Consider the following 22309-nt stretch of genomic DNA (forward strand, 5'->3'; position numbering starts at 1 on the left):
ATGCCAGCGCGGCTGGCGCTTCGAAATCACAATAAAAAGACTGCTTAACAGCAGTCTTTAATCGTTTTATTTTGTGCCTGTTGATCCCAGACCGCCGCGGTCATTGTTTCCGAGCTTGTCCACTTCGATCAATTCCACTTGAGGCATTTTCTTCATGATTCTGAATTGGCAGATCCGCTCTCCCTTGGAAATATCGGTATCCCGAAGTGCGTATGCCGGGAAAAACCAGAAATCATTGTCACCTTTATAAGATTCATCGATGACACCCATTGAATTTGTCTGAATAATACCGAAATGCTTATATGTACTTGAACGCGGAACGACATGGGCCTCATATCCTTCCGGCAGCTCCATCGCAACTCCGAGCGGGATAAGTTTGAATTCACCTTTTTTGATTGTTATATCCTCTGCAGCCCGCAGATCGATCCAATCCCCCTGTTCAATTTTACTGATTCTCGTTTGTGTATCATCTGAATATTTAATTTTAATTTGTAAAGTCATGTTCGCCGCTCCTTTTGATTCCCTATTTTAGTCGTATTAATGACCAATCCGTGCACCATTATACCATTTTAACTGAGCAGCTGAGGAAAGGATTTAATGCGAAGAAAAGAAAATGCTGAATTGAGACGAAACTGATAAGCGGAATATCCCACTCAGGCTTTTGATTACTGTTGGTCATAATAATCATTATACTTTTGATCAAATGCTTCTTCGCTTCAGCAGAGATGAATATGAGGGAATTGAAGCCCAGCAAAACAAAAGATAGAGAATCCCTTGTCCGATTCTTCCTTAATAAAACATATGAATGCCGAAACCGCCTAGAAAAAATGCTAATATTGCAGCCTTATCATAACGTCCTCCCAACAATCTTTTTCTATCGTTTTCACAGGACAGCTCCGCTTATAATACACACTCTTATAAAGGTGAATTTTATACTCGTTTTCAAAAACTTTCTTCGTTTTGATCTTTCACCTGAAATATTGGCGTTTTTTTGAAAATCAATCTGATTTTAAAAGGGATTTCGTTCTCAACAAAGAATTTGATGAATAAGCGCATAAGGCGCGCGGCTTTTTTGTTCTCCTCTGCGTCAAGCGCTTATATCAAAAGAAAGAGGTGTCTTTAGAATGGTTCAATTTAAAAACTTTCCTGATCCGTCTTTAAACCCCGCATTGCAGTCTCACCCTGCGCATTCCTCTGAATTGGAACATCTCAAAGCAAGGATGCAGAATTTTATTAAGCATTCCGCAACAGATGATAATCTTGAGATCGCAGATGCCCGGGTGACGGCGGAAGGAATGGTCACCTCACTTTTAAAAGAACGGCTTGATACAGAATACGAAATGCTTATGAATAAAATCACCCGGGAAGTAAATGTGGAGGATTACGGAGCGGTCCCTGACGGCCGGGACAATACGGAAGCCTTTCGGAGAGCGATCGGGAACGGCCGCGTCAAAGTAAATGTTCCCGCAGGAGAATTTTTGGTTCAAGGGATAAAACTTCCGTCGTGGACTACCATCTCCGGTGAGGGACAAGGGATTACCGTGATTAAACTCCATGAGGACACTCCCGCATATGAATGGGTTATTACCAATGATAACTACGAAAATGGAAACCGTAATATTTTTGTCCAGGGCATGACTCTAGACTGGAATCCGGATCGTCAATGCGGAGTCCGAAACCCCGGGGGACAATTTTCCAGCTGTTTAACGTTTGCCAATGTGCAATACGGCTGGATCAAGAATGTTGAAGCGGTTAACGCAGGTCTGCATGGTATCGATATCACATCCCCGGCTTATGATCATTTGCCTGAAACAGAATGGACGAAAGACGGCTGCCGTTATATATGGATAGATAACTGTGTGGCGTACGGCGCCGGAGACGACGGCATTACCACCCATTACAGCGAATATATTTTCATTTCCAACTGTCATTCAGGGAACCCGCGCGGAACAGAGCATGCCGAGGGCAGCGCAAATTCGAATGGCATTGAAATTGATGACGGCTCTAAACATGTGTGGCTTTTGAATAACTATACGAGCGGAAATATCCGCGGAATTGAAGTAAAGGCGCACAGCCTGTGGCCGGCTTCCCAAAATGTTCATATTATCGGCCATGTTTCGTATCGTGATGTACGTTCGTTTGATATTCGTCATATCGGACACCATCAGGCCTCAGACCCCGAAAGCACGACGGCTTATGATGTTACTTTAACCGACTGCACCGCGATTGAACCGGTCTTCAACGCTCTCTATGACAGCGTGACTCCAAGGGCGCTGGTTATCTCTGCCTATAAAAACGTAAATGTAAACGGATTCACAGCTATTGGTGATCCTTCATATGACTATGGCGGGAATCCTGTCGTAGCCCTTCAATACCGCAGTCAAAATATTACGATCAGCGGCATTAAAATACGCGGTTTTACACAAGCCGGTGTTGACATCAATATATCCGGCGGATCAAATAAAACCGATTATGTTAAAATTTCAAATTTTGATATTTACAAGTCTTCCCCCAAAGGCATCTCAATTGGCGGAGGCCAATATAACGTAAATATTATGAATGGAACGATGATCGGAGATGGCGGTGCTGTCGGAATTACGTCCCCTAACAGCCAGGCTGTCATTCTCGGCGTGCAGGCGGAAGGCTACAGCGCTGCCGCTTCTATAAAAGGACAGACTTACGAGCAGATCCCCGTCAATTTAAAAGGCGGCGCACAGCTTGCGACAAGCTCGGGTTTTGCATTTAACCCGACAAGCGCCGTTATTGCGGGCACAGGCGATATTACGGCAAGGGGTGACAGAAATGCGATCATCAGCTCTTCCGGAGGTTCAAGTTCTGAAGGTTCAAGGGCATTTATCGCTGCTTCAAACAATGTCCATGTTACGGGCAGCAAAGTCTCCAGAACCATTCTGTCATCAGAAAGCATTACATTGGAAGAACCGTACACCGTTGCCGGAGGGCATCAGTCCATTAAGTGGAAACTGGACTCAGCGGGCGGCCACGGAACTTTCGCCGGAGCCGTCACCTCTTCCCTGTCAGGGTACGGAGAATATTTTGAAAGTGTAAACGGCCAGACGATTCCCGCCGGGACGATCGTCACAGTGAGGGGAGAAAAAATCGAGCCGGCTCACGTTGGTGATTATATGCTCGGCGTCATTTCAGAAACAGCCGCTTTTATATCAGGAGCCGCAAGCTTCGGATGGCAAAGCCGTTTTTTGACAAACGAGTTCGGCGGTTTCATATATGAAAATGTAACTGACGAAGAAACAGGAGAAACGATACGCGTGCCGAAACAAAACCCAGACTGCAGTCCGGCTCTTGAAGCTGACTATGAAGCGCGCGCCGCCAGAGACGAATGGCATATTGTCGGACTCAGCGGCCGGCACTACGTACGGGTAGACAGTACGGTAAACCCGGGGGATTATATCACGGCCCATAACGGAATCGGTACAAAAGCCGCGGAAGGCTGGAAGGTATTGAAACTGACGGCCTTATACAGTCCGGAAAAAGGGTACGGCATTGCAATAGCGGTTATCAAATAGTGTTTTCATATCAGGATCATTTCCTCTCCTATCTATCGTACGGGTATGATCCTGTTTTTTTATAGCAGATGAGACGCCTCTTTTACAGCATATCGTTTCATTTGTCCAAGCCATCTGTTCCTTCTGTCATAGAATACTACCGTCAGATGAAAAAAGGAGGAAGATGAGTATGGATATGGATATGGACGGACATTATGATCACGGTGAAAAGGAAGAAAAGCAGCCTAAACAAAAAAAGAAAAAGAAACAAGACAAAAAGCATCTTGATTATGATTACATCGTTGTCTATAAAAGAAAATGCAAAAAACATTGCTGACATGATATATTAAAGCTTTTTACACCCGGTGAACTCCGGGTGTTTTTGTTAATTTGTATTTCTAAATAAGATTTTGATCGTAATAATCAGCATATTGAATGCCACAGACCTTAATGCGAAAAAACTTGCGGCAGCGCACCGCAAGTTTTTTTATTTTTGCACCGAGATACTGCTCATTTTTCTCTTTTATATGGAATATACTTGAAATGGTCTTCGATCACAGATCCGGTAAAGTCTTTCAAAGTGAGGGTATGTCATGTCAAAATGTTTAAAAATAACTCTGTGGAGCATATTTGTGTTGATTATCTTGTTAGTGATTATTGGAATCGTTTCTTACAATCAAACTCCTTCTGCAGGAGACGCAGCTGAAAGATTGCTTTATAGCGTCTCATCAACGTCCTCATTCAGTATAGAATATACACGTGTATCATGGGGCTGTCCGTTTTGATACATATACCCTCTCAAAATTCCTTCTGATTGAAACGCTGCATTCTCAATGAAAACAACAGCGCCTACCTGTTCCATTGAATCAAAAGGTTCCAAACCATAATAGCGTGTTACGATTGCATCCTGAAAAACAAGAAAATATTTGCTTTGCATCTTTCTTTTCAACTTCTCTAAGAATAAGTCTGTCCGTTTCTATTACAGGAAGCATTTATGATTCCCCCTTTAGAAGATGGAAATGTGAGAAGAAAATATATGCAGACGAACTTTTTTTCAAAAATAAACTAGCATCCCTATCAAACTTTTACATTCAGCATAATATGTATTAATCCTCTTAAGGGAGGTGAGATCATATGGGCGATTATGGTAGCTCCTTTGCGTTAATCGTGGTGCTATTCATTTTATTAGTCATCGTCGGTGCTTCTTTCCTCGGCGGTTATTAAGAGTCCTCCTTACCTCCGCATCCATGTCAGCATTACCTCTATGATCGTAAGGCGCCATAATGAATTCATTATGGCGCTTTGCTGTTTCCTCATTTAACTAACTCTTTCAAACGAAAAAGATCGGCGATGCATGAATGCAGCCGATCAATGGATTTCATAGATTACTGTGTAAGGTTCACGTCAATGACGTTATAGAAGGCATTGGAAGTATCCGCGACATCCCATACCCCTAAAATGATATGATAACCGCTTCGATCAGTCGGCACAAAAATCCTATGAGTCAGATTCGTATCTGCCTTGGAGCCATCGTGGTTTACCGTTCCGATTAATTCGAATTCATCCCTCGACAAAGGTTTATTCGGATTCCAATTTTTCTTGGTGATATAATAGTGCCACTTTGATGTCGCATGGGGTGCAGTGTAGTGCCAAGTAAAAGAATTAAAGCCGCCGCGTATATTCTGTTTTACCCAATAATCTGCAGTCTGCTTGTCCAGACCGAAATCAATTTGTCCCGATCCTCCGTTTGCAGATGCAATTCTTCCATCCGGCGGACCTGCAGCCGGAAATCCTTTCGGCCCTTCAACAGACTGAGGATTATCAATGACGGAGCCATATTTCTGAGCAGCCGCCGTCCAGCCCATTGTTTGTTTCTCTAATGCTCCCATGTACGCTCTGCTGACGGGATCTTTTATATACCCGTGTGCAGATGCATCACTTGAATAGAAAGCGCCTCCAATACCGAGAGTAACAGTTAAAACTGCAGCTTTGACCAAACCCTTCATCTCTACATCATCCTCCCTCTTTTGTAAATAAAAACCTTTCAGTATATACACTTCACGATGGAGGATGAAATGACCTTCCTTTTCTTGATAGGAAAAAGCAATGAGGTTCGCGCTCTTCCCTTTGTTTTTTATAATCATAAAAAAAGCCGGACCGTTTCTGATGTCGAGTCCGCGATGTTCAAAAACCGGCCCGCTCCGCCTGACTCCATTTAATCTTTGCCGGTTTCTCTTCGGATCACCGGTGCTACTTCTGATGCTAATCGTTCGATGTTTTCCGCAGCTTTTTTAAACGGCATACCGCCTATATCGATTTGCGCGAGAAACCGCTGATGGCCAAAGAGCTCATATTGGCGCATGATTTTTTCAATGATCTGCTGTGAGCTTCCGACAAATAAGGCTGTTTCTTTACCGGACGCCCGCTCAAAATCTTCCCTCGTTAAAGGTTCATGAATCCCGTGGTATGAATGAACATGAGACCAATAATTAGAATGATACGGGTAAAATTCTTGTATTGCCTGTTCATTCGTTTTTGAAATGAACGTATGCCCGGTTACGGCAACTTTCACATGTTCCGGCGGATGACCGGCTTTAGAAGCTGCTTCTCGGTATTTGTCAACAAGTGGTTTAGATGATTTCGGATCACCGCTCAATACAGCTAATGCCAGACCGGCACCTGCTCTTCCGGCCCGCTCCGCACTTTCCGGAGTTCCTGAAACACCTAACCACAGCGGAATGCTTCCGTGAAAAGGCTGAGGGGAAATTTCTGCGTCATTCAGCGGCGGCCGGTAACGTCCTTTCCAGGTGACCGATTCTTCCCCCGAATTTAATTTCAAAAAAAGCTCAACGTGTTCTTCAAACAGTTCTTTATAATAACCCACATCATAACCGAAAAGAGGAAACGAGTCTAAAAATGCACCGCGTCCCGCTATGATCTCCGCCCTTCCGTTTGATATCAGATCAAGCGTTGCAAAATCCTCAAATAAACGGACGGGATCTGCGGTGGATAATACAGTCGTGGCACTCGTAAGCTTAATGTTTTCGGTGAGCTGTGAAATCGCTGATAAGATGACCGGCGGCGACGACACTGCATAATCAAGACGATGATGCTCGCCTACGCCGAATACATCAAGCCCTGCGTCGTCAGCCAATTTCGCCAGCTTTATCAATTCCTCTACCCGCTGCTTTGCGCTGACTGTTTTCCCTGTCAGAGGATCGGGGTATAATTCTGCAAATGAATAAATTCCAATTTCCATACCATCATGATGTTCAGCCCTCACGTTTCTCTCCTCCTGCACTGTGTAAAAAAACTTTTATGCTGTTATTCTATTCAGCCGTTTTACAAAATGGAATTCATCCAAATAAATACAGCATCTTAGCATCCAGAAGTTCCATTACATTCCTCCTGCCAAATGCGAAACCGCGCAGGCAAGAACACACCTCGAAAAAGCTAATTCGAATGCATGCGTTCACTTTCAATCCAATCGTAATATTGGTCATAAAGCGCACCTATACTTCCGGCATCAAGGGCGATAACTTCACACCCTCTGTCATCATATACAAAGAAAATAATGTCTTTTGCAATATTCACAAAGAAAACATCGGGATAATCAACGGTGTAACCCCCAAATCTTGGCTTCAGAGGAAAATATTCGTGAGCAGCTGCCTTAAGTAATGGGGTAATACGCAAATCCTTCCGTTTACATAACAAAGAAAACTGCTGCATCTCGTATTCTTCTGCATCATCTTCTTCGAACGGATACGGACAGGTCTCCACCTGAATCCGATATAAATCATCCTTGCACTTCAGAAACGGCTGATAAATTTTTAATTTTCTGGCGTCATTACCTTGAGCTTTGTGCTTATATATGTTTGCAACAAGGAATAAGTCATCGTTTTGTTCAAACAGCTCATTAAAAATTTCGGTCATTTGATGATGGACACACTGAAAATACTCAAGATTCAGCTCACCGTTTTCATTAAATGGATATATATTACGGCCAAGAGAAAAGTGAATTCCTACGTCCCATTGATGATAAATGCTCGGCATTAATTTTAAAGCCGGAAACCTTTCCTTCAGATAATCCTTTATTTTCATTCAAAACATTCTCACTTTCTGTTAATGATCGACCCACTTTTTATTTTTTCGTCTTGTAATATTATTCCGATTGGAATACAATGAAATAGAACACTGTAAACCCCATTAATCAGGGTGGATGCTGGTCACATTCATCCTGATCCTTTTTTCACAAGCTCACCTCACTGCAAATCCTTCCATTCAAACTGCAAAACGCTAAAAACTTTGGATCTTTCGTGATATTGTAAGAGTTATTTAGGCTTTCCATCACATTCACCCTCTCCTCGAATTTTACAACGTTACGGTAAATGATTTTCATTGCTTTGCCAAGCTGAATCTCATTTGATCGTTACTAAACTAGCATTTTTTTCAATTCCGTAATCCATTGGTAATATCGGTAATTGCATTGAAGGATTTAACTTAAACGCAAAAAAACCTGCCCCCGGCAAGGTTTTTTCCGTTAACTTTTTTGTTTTAACCATTCTTTCTTTAGCAGTGCGTATTGGAAAGTGTTTTCATATTTAGGTGTTCCATCCTCATATTTTGTAAATGAAATAAATTCAAGAAAATAACCTTCTTTACGCATACCTAATCTTTCACATAATTTTTGTGACTTGCCGTTATCATCTTCAACGTATGCATAAAGCCTTCTTGCGTCTTTTTGCATAAAGAGATACTCAAAGAAAGCCTTTGCACTTTCACTGGCGTATCCCATCCCTTCAAATCGAGCATTGAAATTCCAACAAACGGAATATGTATCAGGCTCTTCTTTTAAATAAAATAGTTCTCCGATCAGATCATTACTGTCTTTTAAACAAACAGCAATATAAGAATCATCTCTGCTTCTTTTTTGAACGTTTAAGACGGCTTCTTCTATCGTAGAAATTTTGTCATCAAGAAAGCAGTTCACTCTCGGATGTGCCGAATATTCCAAAAGACCGTGCGAATCTTCCTCGGTAAAATTTCTTAAAACTAAGCGAGGGGTTTCAATTTTTTGCATTTGTTAGTCTCCTATTTTTGAAATGATTCTTCAACAGGCCTCGCCCGTTTGTTAAAGAACGATCTCAATCTATTTGTACTATATATGTTATCTTTTTTGTCCGCATCAATAATGTTTAATGCTGACGTTTTTTTAAATGATCCTCATTAAAGCTTATTGAGTAACTTTTCAAACTTATTCACGCTCATAATTTCATGAGTGAGAAATTCTCCATTATAAAACACGCTGAAAGTTGTCCAGATGGCCGGTGATGTTTGTGCCTTATCTTTGGAGGATAATCGATGAGCCTGAAAATGAAGCCCTTTCTTTTCAGTCAGTTCCTTCAAATCCCCTAACACTCCGACTGCGAATGGACATTGAGCTGTATAAAATATTGTGATCCCCTCATTATTAATGGAATAACTTTTAACCTGTTTTTTAAATACAGGAGGAGCCGCATGTACATTCCAGGTCAATGACATTAACTGAAAATAAGGTTTTGCTTCATCTTGCAAAGTAAATCCCATATGCTCGAAGAAATGTTTATTACTTAAATAGGGAAGTTTTTTCTTACCAACTATATGAACAATTCCATCCATACCGCGGGATTTGGCATCTTCCGCACATTTATCTAACAAGTGTTTCGCATGTCCGCTGTTCTTATATCTCCCCGAGACCCAAAGACAATTAATATACATAAAATTAGGAGCGCTTATCGGAACCCACGCTTTTTCTGCAGGTAAATATTCAATAAAAACTTTTGCCCGCTCGTTTAATCGATAGAACACCAAACCATCAGCCATTCGATCTTTAAGCCAGCTTTTCTTTTCCGTTACGGCCTTCTCATATTGTTTCGCACCTAGTGCGCAGCAAATATGATTGTCATCAATATTGTCCTTATTCAATTCAATGTATTCCATTATGATCTCCCCATTCCAAGATCAGCGTTTAACCCGAAATTGTTAAGCTCATGATTTTTCTATAAAAAACTGCTTTCTCAGAAATATAGAGTCCCAAAACCAATAGATTAACGCAGCAGTAATGCTCATCATGTAATAAATGAAATTCTCGAAAACTCTAACATTAATGGACTGACTCCCCATGCACCAGAACAAGAACACAGCTAAAAAAGCGACTGCTGTATAAATGAAAAGATGAATCAAACTACACTTTTTCGGCTTCTTTCTTAACCAAAATTGCACAGGCACAGCAAATAAAAAGTAAGTGACGAAAGCGTAAAAAGCAATGATAACCACAGTGACTAATGCGAGTGGCACAAAGCCCGAGTATACAAACATATACAATCCAAAAACCAGACCAAATGATAAACTTGAAAAAGCCAATGTGAAAACATAACATTTTAAGCTGCTTCGCGCCGCCCCTTCCATTTATTTCACCTGCTTTTTTAAAATTCAGTTCTCTAATTTTTCATTTTCTTCCTGTTATTTAAATCAGTATATATCGATCACTTTAAAAGATCTATATTTTTTGAAATCTTTTTTTGCCCATAAAAAAGGTCAAGGAGATACCTTGAATATAATCTTCACCCGGTTCATCATGTTCAAATCCAAAGGCCGGTAAGTATCAATATAACGGAACTGACTTCTACAAGAAAGTTCCGTTATATGACTATTCCAAATTTTGATCAATCGTTCCTTCAAAATAGTCATCGCTGACCTGTTCATGTGTTTCAGCCAATCCTTTTTCCAGTTGTGTATTTCCCTCATAATCTGATGTGTCAAAATATTTCCCTGCCGTATTTGTTGTTTCAGTTTCTTTATGATGAGTTTGTGTTTCCGTGTCTGCCTCGTTTGTTTTGGTATCGCCGGCTAAAGATTGCTGCTGAGAATCATAGTCCTTGTCCAAAGAAGAAAATCTTTTGTAATCGTCCGGTCTGTCTGCGCCATGTTGTTCAGCCATGTTATTCACTCCATCTTGATCAATTTTGTTTGACGGGTGTAACTAAGTGTTTTCAACTGTTCTTATTGTGTCTATGGGAATTATATTCATACGCTATTCGGTGGATTTTCTAAAAAGAAGCTTTAGAAAATCGCTTTGAATTAAGGCTTTCAAGGATAACCTTTGCCTATAAATTCTCCTTATCAATTAGCCCGTCACACCCAATAATCGCACTTCATAAAAAATAAAATCCCCTCCTTCTGAGATGGGGAGTTATCTGTTTTTCTCCGAATGTAAGGGTTTTCAAAAGAAGTTCATTGTGCTAAATTGTAAGATAAGTATCAATTTTCTGCAAATATTTGAAAGGGGTGTATTTTGTGAAAGCAGTAGTAGCAACGAAGAACAAAAATATAGCGATCGTACAAAAAGAATTGCGTCCTTTGCGACACGGTGAAGCCAAAGTTAAGATGGAATACTGCGGTGTATGTCATACTGACTTGCATGTTAAAAATGCTGATTTCGGGGATGTGACAGGCGTCACTTTAGGTCATGAAGGAGTAGGCATAGTAACCGAGATTGGTGAAGGCGTAACCAACCTGAAAAAAGGAGACCGCGTCTCCATTGCGTGGATGTTTGAAAGCTGCGGCCGCTGTGAATATTGCTTAACAGGCCGTGAAACCTTGTGCCGAGATGTGAAAAATGCCGGCTATACAGTTGATGGCGCAATGGCTGAAGAAGCAATCGTGGCGGTTGATTATGCAGTGAAAGTGCCTGAACATTTAGATCCGGCAGCCGCAAGCAGCATTACCTGCGCAGGTGTCACAACTTATAAAGCAGTAAAAGTCAGTGAAATTAAACCTGGTCAGTGGATCGGTGTATTTGGAGTCGGCGGTTTGGGCAACTTGGCTGTTCAATATGCAAAAAATGTCTTTAACGCTAAAGTAATTGCTTTCGACATTAGCGATGAAAAATTGAACTTTGCTAAGAGTTTAGGCGCTGACGCGGTTGTAAACAGTTTAAACGACGACCCCGTCAAGAAGGCTAAAGAAGTGACCGGCGATTTAGGTCTGGATGCCGCGGTCATTACTGCTGTCTCAAAAATCCCTTTCAATCAAGCGATTGATGTTGTAAAAGCCGGTGCGCGTGTAGTGGCTGTCGGTTTACCGGTCGACAAGATGGAATTAGATATTCCCCGCCTTGTGTTAGATGGTATTCAGGTAGTAGGTTCATTAGTAGGAACCAGAGAAGACCTGAGGGAAGCTTTTCAATTTGCTGCAGACGGTAAAGTTGTACCTAAAGTGACAAAACGCCCGATTGAAGACGTGAATGATATATTTGAAGAAATGGAGCAAGGGAAAGTGACCGGCCGTATGGTTATCGATTTTACTTCCTAATCATTAAGGCTGCCGGGAATGATACGGCAGCCTTTGATCTCTATTCTTGCGCAGCGCCCTGGCCTTTGTCATTTTAGTTCTGACCAATCGGCGATTATTCATATTACAAGTACTGAACTAACCCTGATACCAATATAATACAAGGTCATTCATTGCTGAAGCGTAACCCTGCTGTCTTAACATAGTTGTTATGCTGCCCCGATGATAAGTGCCATGATTGGCAACATGGAATAAAATTTCTGAGTAAGCCGTTTCTCTGGAACCTAACCAAGGATTATTTATGTTCATTTTTTGTTCTAAATCTGTTTGGTTATTCATCCATTCTTCAAACTGTGAAGCCAGTTCATCATAGGACGCCGCAAATTCATCTGCTGAATATAAATGAGTCCTTTCTGCATAAGCCGCAGAACCTTCCACTGCTTCCTGCATGTCTATTCCTTTAAGTACTTGCAGCCACATAGCATCCGCCGCGCAGATGTGACTGAACGTTTGAGCAATTGTAGGATATGAACTGCGAACTTCTTCATAAAGAACGTTACTTGGTAATTCCTTTATTCTTTCTAATAACGCTTTATTCGCCCAAACATGGTACTGATACATATTTTTCGCATGGTTCATTTAACATCTTCTCCTTTAAAGTTGATACTTATGATTATAAAAAAAGATATATGACAGCAGATCGTCATACATCTTGATAAACTTTCATTATTTTTTTGGCTTCAGCGATTAATTTTGATTGCAGCTGCATCGGTTTTATTATTTTAGCTCCGCTGCCAAAACTTAAGAGAATTGATATAAGCCATCCGGCATGCAGAGGCTGATAAACAGAAATGGTAAACGTCATACTTCCATCACTGTTCATGACTTTAGACGCGTTCTGAAATTGATCTAAAGCTTTTGCCAGAGAATTAGGATCAACCCAAATGACAACATCCTCAAACCCTTCCGCATTGGAGTCTGAATAAGATGAATTATCTTTCACTTTGTGACTGTGCATAAACTCTTCTTGAGTCAGCGTTATATTCATCATACGTGACACTTTAAATTCTCTGACATCTTGACGTTCTCTGCAATAACCATATACATACCAATTACGGAACTTATAATGAAGATGGATTGGTTCTGCTTCACGTGAGGTCAATTCATTTTTATTGCTGACATAATCAAAGCGTACCACCTGTTTTTCATGTATAGCTTTTCGCAGCTGCCTTAAGGAATTCGGTTCTGTTCTAAGGCTTTCCAACTCAACATACAACGTCCTGTTGTTGCCGCTTGTATCCAGAGGTTTTAATCTATCTATCGTATGTTCTACTTCCTTATCTTCAAAAAGACTCGATAAACTGCTTAATACAGTGATTAGATTTAATACATCGTGAGATCCGATTAACTTTTATCAAATTTGTATCCTTTCATCATCCCGAAACCGCCGTTAGCACCTTGATATGAAACGATCGGTATTCCAGCAGCACAAATCGCTTCGATATCTCTATAAATTGTCCGCGATGATACTTGAAATTCATCAGCTAAACTGGAAGCAGATAAAATTTCATTATGTAAGAGCTTGAATATGATTGATAATAAACGTTCTAATTTCAACTCTCAATTCCTTTCCCATCATTGATTAAGATCAGCGGTAATCGTTGTTAAGATCTTGTTTTGTTCATTTCATCGACATTTCCGCCTTATAGATGGTAAAATTTTTTAAAACAAGCAAAGGAGCACTGTTATATATGAGTCTTATCATTCTAGCATCCATGCTTTTATGGGGTGCAGTGATCCACGAACTAAGCAAACCTTCCAAAAAGCAAAGTAAACGAAAAATGATCTCTTTGGTATCCTTGGGTTCTTTGTCTACTTTAGTCATTACAATTTCGCTTTTTTCTAATTTGAATTGACCGACATATATCATGAGGAAACTCTGGCGAGTTTCCTCATGACACTGACGATCTACTCACTACACTTTTTACAGTAAACCTTATCAGCGAATTTACTTAACACTCTGTCCATTCTCCCCACAGGCATCATCTTCTCACTCGGAAGGGTAATATGAGCTGTCAGCCCATCACCAGATTTTAATGTTTTCCCGCAGATGGAGCATTTTAACTCTATATTAAAGAAATCTTTTATTCCCATTCAAAAGCCCCCTTATTTATTTTTATAAAAGTAATACGTTACTGCTTTATAAAAGTTTCAGGCTAAAGCTTTACTCATGACCGGGGAAGTTACTTCGTTCTGGTTGATCTGTGCCCGCCCCACAGGTTAATCATGATTGGCTACCAGCATTACCTTGCTCTGTGTCCAATCTTTTTCGTTCACTTTAATGCGTTCTCTTCCAAAACGAAATGTTAACCAAAAAGGAGAATACTTGTTATTTGTCGTATACTGCGCTTGCCCGGGAAATGATGAATCATTCTTTCTTGATTATTTCTCATTATCTAATTCATTTCGTGCGAGGTTAACTCCGCTTCCATCGTGAAGTAAAACGGCATATCCTAAAGGTTCTTACTCTCAACTAAACATGCGTGTGCAGCCTAAGGAGAATCGAAAATGATATTTCATTCATCAGCCCTTCATTTAGACAAAAACTTCATTTTTTCTCCTTTAGACTAAAATCCATGTCGAAATTTATCGTTCGGCATAGTATATACTATCCTAACAAGAGGAGGTGGCAATATGAGAAACTACGGTGGAAATTATGGCGGAACTTCTGGTTATTCAGGCGGAAGCACTTTCGTCTTGATCGTTGTGCTTTTCATTTTGTTAATCATTGTAGGTGCTGCTTTCCTTTAATAGCACATTGACGAACCATATTCGTCTCCCAAGAAAATTGCATCTCTCAGTTCGGACAGACGCCATAAGATCTTTTTATGGCGTTTTCACTTTTGGAAAGAAGACCATAAAGTAAATATTTCATTTTACTCTAAAGGTTTTTTATAGAATGCGGATTTCACATATTAATTCATTTTCACATAAGAAAAGCCGGACGCCTCATTTAAGAGGTTCCGGCTTTTCTTATTGTTCGACCTTTGTTATGATCATTGGTACAAATGCGGGAAATACTTGATGTCCCGCTGCACACACCCGCTATTATAATATTTCAATACAGCCTTCTGTGCCATGAACGCGGATTCGTTGCCCATCTTTTATCAATTGGGTTGCATTTTCAACTCCAACAACTGCAGGTAAACCGTATTCACGCGCTATAACCGCTCCATGGGTCATCAGTCCGCCAACTTCAGTGACCAGGCCTTTTATGGATACAAACAATGGTGTCCAGCTGGGATCGGTAAAGGAGGTAACTAATATATCTCCCTCTTCCAAATTGGCATCTTCCATGTTTAAAATAACACGTGCCCGCCCCTCTATGACTCCCGAGGAAACGGGCAGCCCTGCAATCGCTCCGGCCGGGAGATTGTCTCGTTTGTACTCGCCTGTAACGATTTCGCCGTCAGACGTGATAACACGCGGCGGAGATAGTTTTTCATATACTTTGTACTCGTCTTTTCGTGTGCTGATGATTTGGTAATCCAATATATTTGTGCGTACGACTTCTTGAAGTTCTTCAAAAGTGAGATAGTATATGTCTTCTTTTTCATGAATAATCCCCGCTTCGGCGAGTTGTTCGGCTTCTTTCAGTAAAGCCTGCTTATAAACGAAATAGCGACTGACCATGCCGTATTTTGGATATTCCCTGAACCCGCTGAAGTTCCGGATGATGCGGATCATTCGTTCGGTTTCTTTGGCTTTTTGTTCACCATCCGGTAATTGCTTCAATCGATCTAATAACTCTTGTTCTTTCTTCAACGCCTCCTGCCGCCCTTGCTCAAATTTCCGCCGGCTGGCATTTGGCTCAAAGTTTTTGAGGTTATTAAGAATCATAGGGACAAGTGCAGTTGGTTTTTCGCTCCATCGAGTTCTTGTCATATCAATTTCTCCGGTACATCGCATTCCGTACTTGTTGAGGAAAGCATAGATGGCGTCATGGATTTCCTGTCCGCCTTCAAACTTCACCAGCTCATCCAAAAAGGAATCTTCTTTTACATCCTCTAAATAAGCAATGACTTCTGGATAAGGACGGATCACATCGGCGACGTCTAATAGCGCAAGCCCCATTTCTGAAGTAATATTATGGGGTACAGATTGAGAAAGCGTGTCTGCTGCGTTTTTTTCACCTAACCACTCGTTCATTTTTTCGTTAATCCATGATGAAGCATCCATTGCAGTTCGAATCAATACCGAACTTTTTGGGTTAAATAAAATCTTCTTTAATTCCTGGATATCTTCCAAAATAAAACGAAATAAATCAGATCCTGATTTCGTCTGGATGTTTTGTTTTAACTCTTCTATCGATGTTTCACTGCTCTTAATCAAATCAGAAACAATTGCCGGATCGTTTTCAGTTTGATCCGGCATATCTGTATTGCCTTTTCCGGGAATCGGTGCCGTTTTATCATGTATCGGCTTAATGAAATCACTCCGCTCTATTATGGTCATAAGTGCGTCTTTTAAGAGCGGATCGTGCTGCCCCATGCCTTTTAAGAAAGCTTCTCTGACTTTAGGGGATGCCAGCTGATGTGTGACATCAACAAATAGCCTTCCGCCGGCTTTACGCATGGGTGCAGAAGTCGTCAACAGAAAAAAAGACAATCCAAGGGGTTTTATGGGGTCCGTCATCATTTGTTGATGACCAACAGAGATATAGACGTGATTTTCTTGATCGTTCGCTTCAGGAACGGGGTATAACGTTGTGATCGGACGACTCTGGACAATATAAAAAGTATCGCGGTCCAAACACCATTCGATATCTTGCGGCTGGCCGAAATGAGCTTCGATCTGCCTCCCGATACGTGCCAGCTGTAAAATTTGTTCATCAGTCAGTGTTTGAATCTTTTGCTGATCAAGATTGATCTCTTGTGTTTCCGTTCCGCCTTCTTTTCGTCCATAGACAGCCTTTTTTTTAGTTTCTATTCTCTTATCGACGATTTGCCCGTCCTGTACTTTATAACAATCGGCGGATACTAAGCCGGAGACCAATGCTTCACCAAGTCCAAAACCGGCATCAATGGATAGCAGCTTTCGATTTCCGGTCAACGGATCAGCGGTAAATAAGATCCCCGAAGCCTGAGGGAAAACCATCCTTTGGATGATAACGGATAAATAAATTTGGCTGTGATCAAATCCATTTTGCATACGGTAAATGACTGCACGATCAGTAAATAGGGACGCCCAACATTTACTGATATGCTGCAAGATTGCATCGACACCGGTAATATTTAAATAGGTGTCTTGCTGACCGGCAAAAGAGGCATGCGGTAAATCTTCAGCAGTTGCACTAGAACGCACGGCATAGGCATGTTCTTCGCCATACCGGGAGAGATAGCAAGCAACTGCTTTAACTACATCGGAAGGAATTTCTGCTTCCATAATGGTTTGCCGAATTTCCCTGCTGATTTTACCGATTTGATCCCGATTCTCCACTTTCAGCATGGTCAGTTGATCAAACAGCGCTTGTAACGCTTCATTTTGTTCAATGGCTTTTTGATATCCTGCTGTTGTGACACAAAATCCTTCTGGTACTTGTATTCCTTGAATTTTTGATAATTCCCCTAAATGCAACCCTTTTCCTCCAACGAGTAAAGGCTGTGTTTTTTCAATTTCGTGGATACCGAGAACCAAAGAACTCATTCTATATCTCCCCTTCAAAAAAAAATTGACAAGAGCTTTCCAGCATGATATAATCATAATATAAGATGGATAATTATGACCTTTTACACAGAAAGCACGCATGATCTGATTATATCACCGTGTCTGTTTTTGTGCAATATAAAAAGAACCTGGCCAAATTGGCGGGGTTCTTTTTTAATTTTCTAAGGAACGAAGTTGAATGATATCTGTGAATTCATTGCGGAAAGGTTTCCCCACATAGTCAGAATGATTATCAGTTTCCTCCGATAAATGACATTATTTATAAGCAGCTTTGCCATCAAAGCTTTTTAGCTGTTAATTGTTTTTTCATTGATCTCCCGGCAAAAACGCTCTCTTGACGAACCGCACTTATCATTCATTTTCCCGAAAACTCTTCAAAGCTGTATTGAGATCCTTTGTGTGAGTGTAAATGTTCTTATACAAATCGAATAGTGTTTTATATTTTTGAACATTTTGTTCTTCCGGATAGAATACAGCAGCCTCACGTATAAATTGCTCTGCACATTCTTCAAGGGATTCAAACCACCCGCTCCCGAAAGCAGCTAACATAGCAGCTCCCATGGCCGGACCTTGTTCGTTTTCTAACTTAATCACCCGCGTATTGAAAATATCAGCTTGCATTTGAAGCCACGTTTCATTTTTAGCTCCCCCGCCAATAGAGACAACGGAATCAACTGATTTTCCCGCTTCGCGGAATAGCTCAATTGATTCATTCAAAGAGAATGTGATGCCTTCCATTACCGCCCTCATCAAATGCTCTCTTTTATGGGACGCATCCATTCCGATCAAGCTTCCCCGAATAGATGAATCAGCATGCGGCGTTCTTTCACCAACCAAATAAGGAGTATACAGCAGTCCATTTGCTCCTATTGGAATAGCTTCCACCCCATCCAATAATTGTTCAAACGATTCGTTTGGCGCAAACGTTCTTTTGAACCAGTCTAAGCTGTATCCAGCAGCGAGCGTGACTCCCATCGTATAAAAAGAATCCTTTTTTCCATGATTAAAATAGTGCACTTTCCCTTTAAAGTCTCTTTCTTTGTCTTCTTCACAGGAAAGTATGACCCCTGACGTCCCAATACTGCATAATGTTTTTCCGGATGAAAGAATACCGGCTCCAATTGCACCGCAAGCATTATCCGCTCCCCCGGCGTACACTTTTGTTTTTTCCATCAGCCCTGTCTCCGCCGCGACGTTCGGAAGCAGCGATCCTACACAATCATGTGATTCAACAAGCGGAGGACAAATATCTGCAGAGATACCAAATTGATTGCAAATCTCATCGCTCCACTCCTTGCGGATAATATGCAAAAGTAACGTTCCCGCCGCATCGGAGTATTCAGTGTGAATGGCACCGGTCATACGGAATCTCACATAGTCTTTCGGAAGCAAAAAAACAGCAGTTTTTTTAAAAAGTTCAGGCTCATGTTCCTTCACCCATAACATTTTAGGTAATGTAAACCCTTCCAGGACACGGTTTTTTGTGATATCAAGCAGATGATCGCCAAATGTCTCGGTCATTCTCATACATTGAGGAGTCGTTCGGGTATCATTCCAAAGAATCGCATGACGCAGCACCTGTTGATCTTGGTCAAGCAGGACTAACCCATGCATTTGTCCTGAATAGCTTATCCCGTCTATATCTTCGGCTCGAACGCCGGATTCAGAAACCAAATCAGCCAATGCATCAATTGTTTGCTGCACCCAGTCTTCGGGATTTTGCTCACTATACCCCGCCTTCTCTTGAATAAGCGGATATCTTTTAGACGTTTCTGCACAAACCTTGCCGTGTTGATTGACTAAAATGGTTTTAACGGCGCTCGTTCCAAGATCTATTCCAATGACATACTTCATTTTTTCACTCCTTTCCCTCTCAATAAGTCCCCATTGAAACTTCCCGCCAGAACGGGAAGTTCCGGGGCAACTCGGCTTTCCCTGCTAAAAACTTTTTAGCGGATCAAGCTTCTTTGTTATACCTCTAAAATGTATTGGTTCAATATCGCTTTTAACCGCTCCTGTCTCCCTGATTCATTTTTAATTGGCTGATTGTTTAGCGCATATTGCTCAAGTGTCTTAAAATCAGCTCTTCCTTCTGCAATTTCAAGACCGATCCCTTCGGTAAAGCTGCGATAACGATGCTGAATCACATCTTCAAACACACGGTCTTCGATTAATTTGTGAGCGACTTTCAATCCCCTTGCAAATGCATCCATCCCTGCAACATGGGCATAAAGTAAATCATCAGGCTCAAAAGAAGATCTTCTGACCTTTGCGTCAAAGTTTAATCCGCCGCTTCCAAGGCCGCCATTTTGCAGGATTTCGTACATGGCTAATGTCGCAGAATATAAATCTGTCGGAAATTCATCTGTGTCCCAGCCTAAAAGCGGATCACCTTGGTTCGCATCAACAGATCCAAGAAGGCCATGCACTCTCGCCATTCGTAATTCATGTTCGAATGTATGCCCGGCTAATGTGGCATGATTGGCTTCGAGATTTAATTTAAAATGACTGTCTAAGCCATATTGCTTCAAAAAGGCAATGGTTGTTGCTGCATCTGTATCATATTGATGAGTGGTCGGCTCTTTCGGTTTTGGTTCAATCAAAAATTGCCCCGTATACCCGATTTCCTTCGCATAATCCACTGCCATATGCATGAATCTGGCCAAATTATCAAGCTCAAATTTTAAATCCGTATTTAACAATGTTTCGTATCCTTCACGTCCGCCCCAAAACACATAGTTTTCGGCGCCAAGCTCTTTTGCTGTTTCCAGCCCTTTTTTTACTTGTGCTGCGGCATACGCAAACACATCTGCATTGCAAGAAGTCGCCGCACCATGAACGAAACGGGGATTCGTGAACATGTTTGCAGTATTCCATAATAGCTTCACGCCGCTCGTTCTCATGTACTCTTTCATCATGCTCACGATAATATCTAAATTTTGATTTGTCTCTTTTAACGTACTTCCTTCAGGTGCGATATCCCGGTCATGGAAAGCAAAAAATGGCGCATCCAGTTTTTCAAACATCTCAAATGCTGCTTCTACTCTCGCCCTCGCCAGATCCATGCCTTTATAATGATCCCACGGTCTTTGCATCGTAGCTGCTCCAAACATGTCTGTACCGTCAGCGGTAAATGTATGCCAATAAGCAATAGAAAACCGCAGATGCTCTTTCATTGTCTTTCCGCCGATTACTTCTCGAGGATTATAATATTTAAATGCTAAAGGATTCGTGGAATCTTTCCCTTCATAAATCACTTTGTTTACGCTTTCAAAATAGCCGGCTGTACCGGAATGAGACTGAGCCATGACATTTCCCCCTTAAAAATAAATTCGACGCATTTTATGTCACATTACACGTTAGTTCGTTGCCTAAACAAACTAACTTATTTTCATCTTATATAACCTTATCAGTATTTTCAATATTTTTTTAGTTTTTAACGAATACATTAGATATAATAAGATTGGATTCGCTATGTGTGACGCTTCGCATGATAACACAGAAACCTCAACTTAATTTAAAGATTATACAAATGGAGTGGATGAAGTGGATATCGCTGATCAAGCCTTTGTCAAAAAAGTAAACCAAAAGTTATTATTAAAAGAAATACTTAAGAATTCACCTATTTCAAGAGCAAAATTATCTGAAATGACCGGATTAAATAAATCAACCGTTTCATCCCAGGTAAACACATTATTGAAAGAACACCTTGTATTTGAAATCGGTCAGGGACAATCAAGCGGCGGCAGAAGACCTGTCATGCTTGTTTTTAATAAAAAAGCAGGATACTCCGTAGGAATAGATGTCGGGGTGGATTATATTAACGGCATTTTAACAGACCTTGAGGGGACAATTGTTCTTGATCAACATCACCATTTGGAATGTAATTCCCCTGAAATAACGAAAGATATTTTAATTGAGATGATTCATCACTTTATTGCGAATATGCCGCAATCTCCGTACGGGCTTATTGGTATAGGCATATGCGTTCCCGGATTAATTGATAAAAATCAAAAAATTGTTTTCACTCCGAACTCCAACTGGAGAGATATTGACTTAAAATCTTTCATAAAAGAGAAGTTCAATGTGCCTGTTTTTATTGAAAATGAGGCAAATGCCGGCGCATATGGAGAAAAAGTATTTGGGGCTGCAAAAAATCACGATAACATGATTTATGCAAGTATCGGCACCGGGATAGGAATCGGCGTTATTATCAACAATGATTTATATAGAGGGGTTGGCGGATTCTCTGGTGAAATGGGACATATGACAATAGACTTTAATGGTCCGAAATGCAGCTGCGGAAACCGAGGCTGCTGGGAATTGTATGCTTCAGAGAAGGCTTTATTAAAATCTCTTCAGACGAAAGAAAAAAAAGTGTCCAATCAAGATATCATAGACCACGCCCATCTGAATGATGTTGAAACTTTACGTGCATTACAGAATTTTGGCTTCTATTTAGGGATAGGCCTGACCAATATTTTGAATACATTCAATCCGCAAGCCATCATTTTAAGAAACAGCATCATTGAATCGCATCCTATGGTTTTAAATTCAATCAGAAGCGAGGTGTCGTCCCGGGTTTATTCCCAATTAGGCAATAGTTATGAATTATTACCATCTGTTTTAGGAAAAAATGCATCGGCATTGGGAATGTCCTCTATTGTGATTGATCATTTTCTTGATATGGTTAATCATTAAGTTTTAGGCTGTTTTTTTTATGCTGAACA

General features: G+C 40.9%; 19 protein-coding genes and 3 pseudogenes. 6 read left to right on the forward strand and 16 right to left on the reverse strand.

From position 1 onward, the window contains the following. Window positions 1-66 precede the first annotated feature (66 nt). Together ACQE26_RS14870 and ACQE26_RS14875 are read right to left on the reverse strand one after the other, a co-directional pair. Entirely contained in the window at window positions 67-501 is a 435-nt protein-coding gene (locus ACQE26_RS14870) for a dUTP diphosphatase (RefSeq protein ID WP_016935986.1), read from the reverse strand. A 164-nt stretch (window positions 502-665) separates the two neighbouring features. Next, window positions 666-867 (reverse strand): annotated as a pseudogene (locus ACQE26_RS14875) (TM2 domain-containing protein). A 257-nt stretch (window positions 868-1124) separates the two neighbouring features. Between ACQE26_RS14875 and ACQE26_RS14880 the strand changes: the two are divergent. Both ACQE26_RS14880 and ACQE26_RS14885 read left to right on the forward strand, forming a co-directional pair. Further along, a complete protein-coding gene (locus ACQE26_RS14880; protein ID WP_500469963.1) occupies window positions 1125-3542 on the forward strand; it encodes a peptidase G2 autoproteolytic cleavage domain-containing protein in 2418 nt (805 codons plus the stop codon). A 169-nt stretch (window positions 3543-3711) separates the two neighbouring features. Continuing rightward, window positions 3712-3858: a hypothetical protein gene (locus tag ACQE26_RS14885; RefSeq protein ID WP_500471514.1), complete on the forward strand. Its 147-nt coding sequence runs from the start codon at window positions 3712-3714 to the stop codon at window positions 3856-3858. 378 nt (window positions 3859-4236) lie between these two features. Here ACQE26_RS14885 and ACQE26_RS14890 read toward each other — a convergent pair. Continuing rightward, window positions 4237-4513: pseudogene (locus ACQE26_RS14890) on the reverse strand (GNAT family N-acetyltransferase). A gap of 142 nt (window positions 4514-4655) precedes the next feature. Here ACQE26_RS14890 and ACQE26_RS14895 point away from each other — a divergent pair. Continuing rightward, on the forward strand, window positions 4656-4745 hold the full coding sequence (locus tag ACQE26_RS14895; protein ID WP_082761591.1) for a YjcZ family sporulation protein: 90 nt from the start codon (window positions 4656-4658) through the stop codon (window positions 4743-4745). Window positions 4746-4906: 161 nt separating this feature from the next. On the opposite strand, the gene ACQE26_RS14900 is transcribed toward ACQE26_RS14895, so the two are convergent. The 7 genes from ACQE26_RS14900 to ACQE26_RS14930 all read right to left on the reverse strand — a co-directional run bounded on the left by ACQE26_RS14900 (window position 4907) and on the right by ACQE26_RS14930 (window position 10500). Continuing rightward, the gene (locus tag ACQE26_RS14900; protein ID WP_438422031.1) at window positions 4907-5527 is read right to left on the reverse strand and encodes a lytic polysaccharide monooxygenase auxiliary activity family 9 protein; all 621 of its coding nucleotides are present in this window, start codon (window positions 5525-5527) and stop codon (window positions 4907-4909) included. Between the two features lie 209 nt (window positions 5528-5736). Beyond that, window positions 5737-6804, reverse strand: a complete 1068-nt coding sequence (locus ACQE26_RS14905) for an LLM class flavin-dependent oxidoreductase (RefSeq protein ID WP_060962697.1) — start codon at window positions 6802-6804, stop codon at window positions 5737-5739. A gap of 170 nt (window positions 6805-6974) precedes the next feature. Beyond that, the gene (locus ACQE26_RS14910) at window positions 6975-7622 is read right to left on the reverse strand and encodes a DUF3885 domain-containing protein (protein WP_500469964.1); all 648 of its coding nucleotides are present in this window, start codon (window positions 7620-7622) and stop codon (window positions 6975-6977) included. 439 nt (window positions 7623-8061) lie between these two features. After that, window positions 8062-8601, reverse strand: coding sequence for a GNAT family N-acetyltransferase (locus ACQE26_RS14915; protein ID WP_500469965.1), 540 nt, complete (start codon window positions 8599-8601; stop codon window positions 8062-8064). A 146-nt stretch (window positions 8602-8747) separates the two neighbouring features. Beyond that, window positions 8748-9500: a GNAT family N-acetyltransferase gene (locus tag ACQE26_RS14920; RefSeq protein ID WP_500469966.1), complete on the reverse strand. Its 753-nt coding sequence runs from the start codon at window positions 9498-9500 to the stop codon at window positions 8748-8750. Between the two features lie 48 nt (window positions 9501-9548). After that, complete coding sequence (locus ACQE26_RS14925) at window positions 9549-9968, reverse strand: UPF0715 family protein (RefSeq protein ID WP_500469967.1); 420 nt, start codon at window positions 9966-9968, stop codon at window positions 9549-9551. 241 nt (window positions 9969-10209) lie between these two features. Beyond that, the gene (locus ACQE26_RS14930; RefSeq protein WP_500469968.1) at window positions 10210-10500 is read right to left on the reverse strand and encodes a YozQ family protein; all 291 of its coding nucleotides are present in this window, start codon (window positions 10498-10500) and stop codon (window positions 10210-10212) included. Window positions 10501-10856: 356 nt separating this feature from the next. Between ACQE26_RS14930 and adhP the strand changes: the two genes are divergently transcribed. Next, window positions 10857-11873: an alcohol dehydrogenase AdhP gene (gene adhP / locus ACQE26_RS14935; RefSeq protein ID WP_500469969.1), complete on the forward strand. Its 1017-nt coding sequence runs from the start codon at window positions 10857-10859 to the stop codon at window positions 11871-11873. A 117-nt stretch (window positions 11874-11990) separates the two neighbouring features. Here adhP and ACQE26_RS14940 read toward each other — a convergent pair whose 3' ends face one another. From ACQE26_RS14940 to ACQE26_RS14950, 3 genes and pseudogenes are all read right to left on the reverse strand, one after another. Continuing rightward, window positions 11991-12491 (reverse strand): DinB family protein, encoded by a 501-nt coding sequence (locus ACQE26_RS14940; protein WP_500469970.1) that lies wholly within the window; start codon window positions 12489-12491, stop codon window positions 11991-11993. 64 nt (window positions 12492-12555) lie between these two features. Further along, window positions 12556-13469 (reverse strand): annotated as a pseudogene (locus tag ACQE26_RS14945) (helix-turn-helix transcriptional regulator). A gap of 351 nt (window positions 13470-13820) precedes the next feature. Then, on the reverse strand, window positions 13821-14006 hold the full coding sequence (locus ACQE26_RS14950) for a hypothetical protein (protein WP_438422022.1): 186 nt from the start codon (window positions 14004-14006) through the stop codon (window positions 13821-13823). A gap of 540 nt (window positions 14007-14546) precedes the next feature. On the opposite strand from ACQE26_RS14950, the gene ACQE26_RS14955 reads away from it, so the two are divergent. After that, a complete protein-coding gene (locus ACQE26_RS14955) occupies window positions 14547-14663 on the forward strand; it encodes a YjcZ family sporulation protein (RefSeq protein ID WP_438422021.1) in 117 nt (38 codons plus the stop codon). 297 nt (window positions 14664-14960) lie between these two features. On the opposite strand, the gene ppsA is transcribed toward ACQE26_RS14955, so the two are convergent. The 3 genes from ppsA to xylA all read right to left on the reverse strand — a co-directional run bounded on the left by ppsA (window position 14961) and on the right by xylA (window position 20887). Further along, complete coding sequence (ppsA, locus tag ACQE26_RS14960; protein ID WP_500469971.1) at window positions 14961-17558, reverse strand: phosphoenolpyruvate synthase; 2598 nt, start codon at window positions 17556-17558, stop codon at window positions 14961-14963. A gap of 372 nt (window positions 17559-17930) precedes the next feature. Then, window positions 17931-19433, reverse strand: a complete 1503-nt coding sequence (gene xylB / locus ACQE26_RS14965) for a xylulokinase (protein WP_500469972.1) — start codon at window positions 19431-19433, stop codon at window positions 17931-17933. Window positions 19434-19549: 116 nt separating this feature from the next. Beyond that, window positions 19550-20887, reverse strand: coding sequence for a xylose isomerase (gene xylA, locus ACQE26_RS14970; protein ID WP_500469973.1), 1338 nt, complete (start codon window positions 20885-20887; stop codon window positions 19550-19552). A gap of 238 nt (window positions 20888-21125) precedes the next feature. On the opposite strand from xylA, the gene xylR reads away from it, so the two are divergent. Beyond that, entirely contained in the window at window positions 21126-22280 is a 1155-nt protein-coding gene (gene xylR, locus ACQE26_RS14975; RefSeq protein WP_500469974.1) for a transcriptional repressor XylR, read from the forward strand. Window positions 22281-22309 lie beyond the last annotated feature (29 nt).

This window comes from Bacillus sp. 5RYD7K, assembly GCF_059831465.1.

Bases quoted from the DNA above. Each gene is read 5' to 3' on its own strand.
- ACQE26_RS14870 (WP_016935986.1), bottom strand. From the start codon at position 501: ATGACTTTACAAATTAAAATTAAATATTCAGATGATACACAAACGAGA.
- ACQE26_RS14880 (WP_500469963.1), top strand. From the start codon at position 1,125: ATGGTTCAATTTAAAAACTTTCCTGATCCGTCTTTAAACCCCGCATTG.
- ACQE26_RS14885 (WP_500471514.1), top strand. From the start codon at position 3,712: ATGGATATGGATATGGACGGACATTATGATCACGGTGAAAAGGAAGAA.
- ACQE26_RS14895 (WP_082761591.1), top strand. From the start codon at position 4,656: ATGGGCGATTATGGTAGCTCCTTTGCGTTAATCGTGGTGCTATTCATT.
- ACQE26_RS14900 (WP_438422031.1), bottom strand. From the start codon at position 5,527: ATGAAGGGTTTGGTCAAAGCTGCAGTTTTAACTGTTACTCTCGGTATT.
- ACQE26_RS14910 (WP_500469964.1), bottom strand. From the start codon at position 7,622: ATGAAAATAAAGGATTATCTGAAGGAAAGGTTTCCGGCTTTAAAATTA.
- ACQE26_RS14915 (WP_500469965.1), bottom strand. From the start codon at position 8,601: ATGCAAAAAATTGAAACCCCTCGCTTAGTTTTAAGAAATTTTACCGAG.
- ACQE26_RS14920 (WP_500469966.1), bottom strand. From the start codon at position 9,500: ATGGAATACATTGAATTGAATAAGGACAATATTGATGACAATCATATT.
- ACQE26_RS14925 (WP_500469967.1), bottom strand. From the start codon at position 9,968: ATGGAAGGGGCGGCGCGAAGCAGCTTAAAATGTTATGTTTTCACATTG.
- ACQE26_RS14930 (WP_500469968.1), bottom strand. From the start codon at position 10,500: ATGGCTGAACAACATGGCGCAGACAGACCGGACGATTACAAAAGATTT.
- ACQE26_RS14940 (WP_500469970.1), bottom strand. From the start codon at position 12,491: ATGAACCATGCGAAAAATATGTATCAGTACCATGTTTGGGCGAATAAA.
- ACQE26_RS14950 (WP_438422022.1), bottom strand. From the start codon at position 14,006: ATGGGAATAAAAGATTTCTTTAATATAGAGTTAAAATGCTCCATCTGC.
- ACQE26_RS14955 (WP_438422021.1), top strand. From the start codon at position 14,547: ATGAGAAACTACGGTGGAAATTATGGCGGAACTTCTGGTTATTCAGGC.
- ppsA (WP_500469971.1), bottom strand. From the start codon at position 17,558: ATGAGTTCTTTGGTTCTCGGTATCCACGAAATTGAAAAAACACAGCCT.
- xylB (WP_500469972.1), bottom strand. From the start codon at position 19,433: ATGAAGTATGTCATTGGAATAGATCTTGGAACGAGCGCCGTTAAAACC.
- xylA (WP_500469973.1), bottom strand. From the start codon at position 20,887: ATGGCTCAGTCTCATTCCGGTACAGCCGGCTATTTTGAAAGCGTAAAC.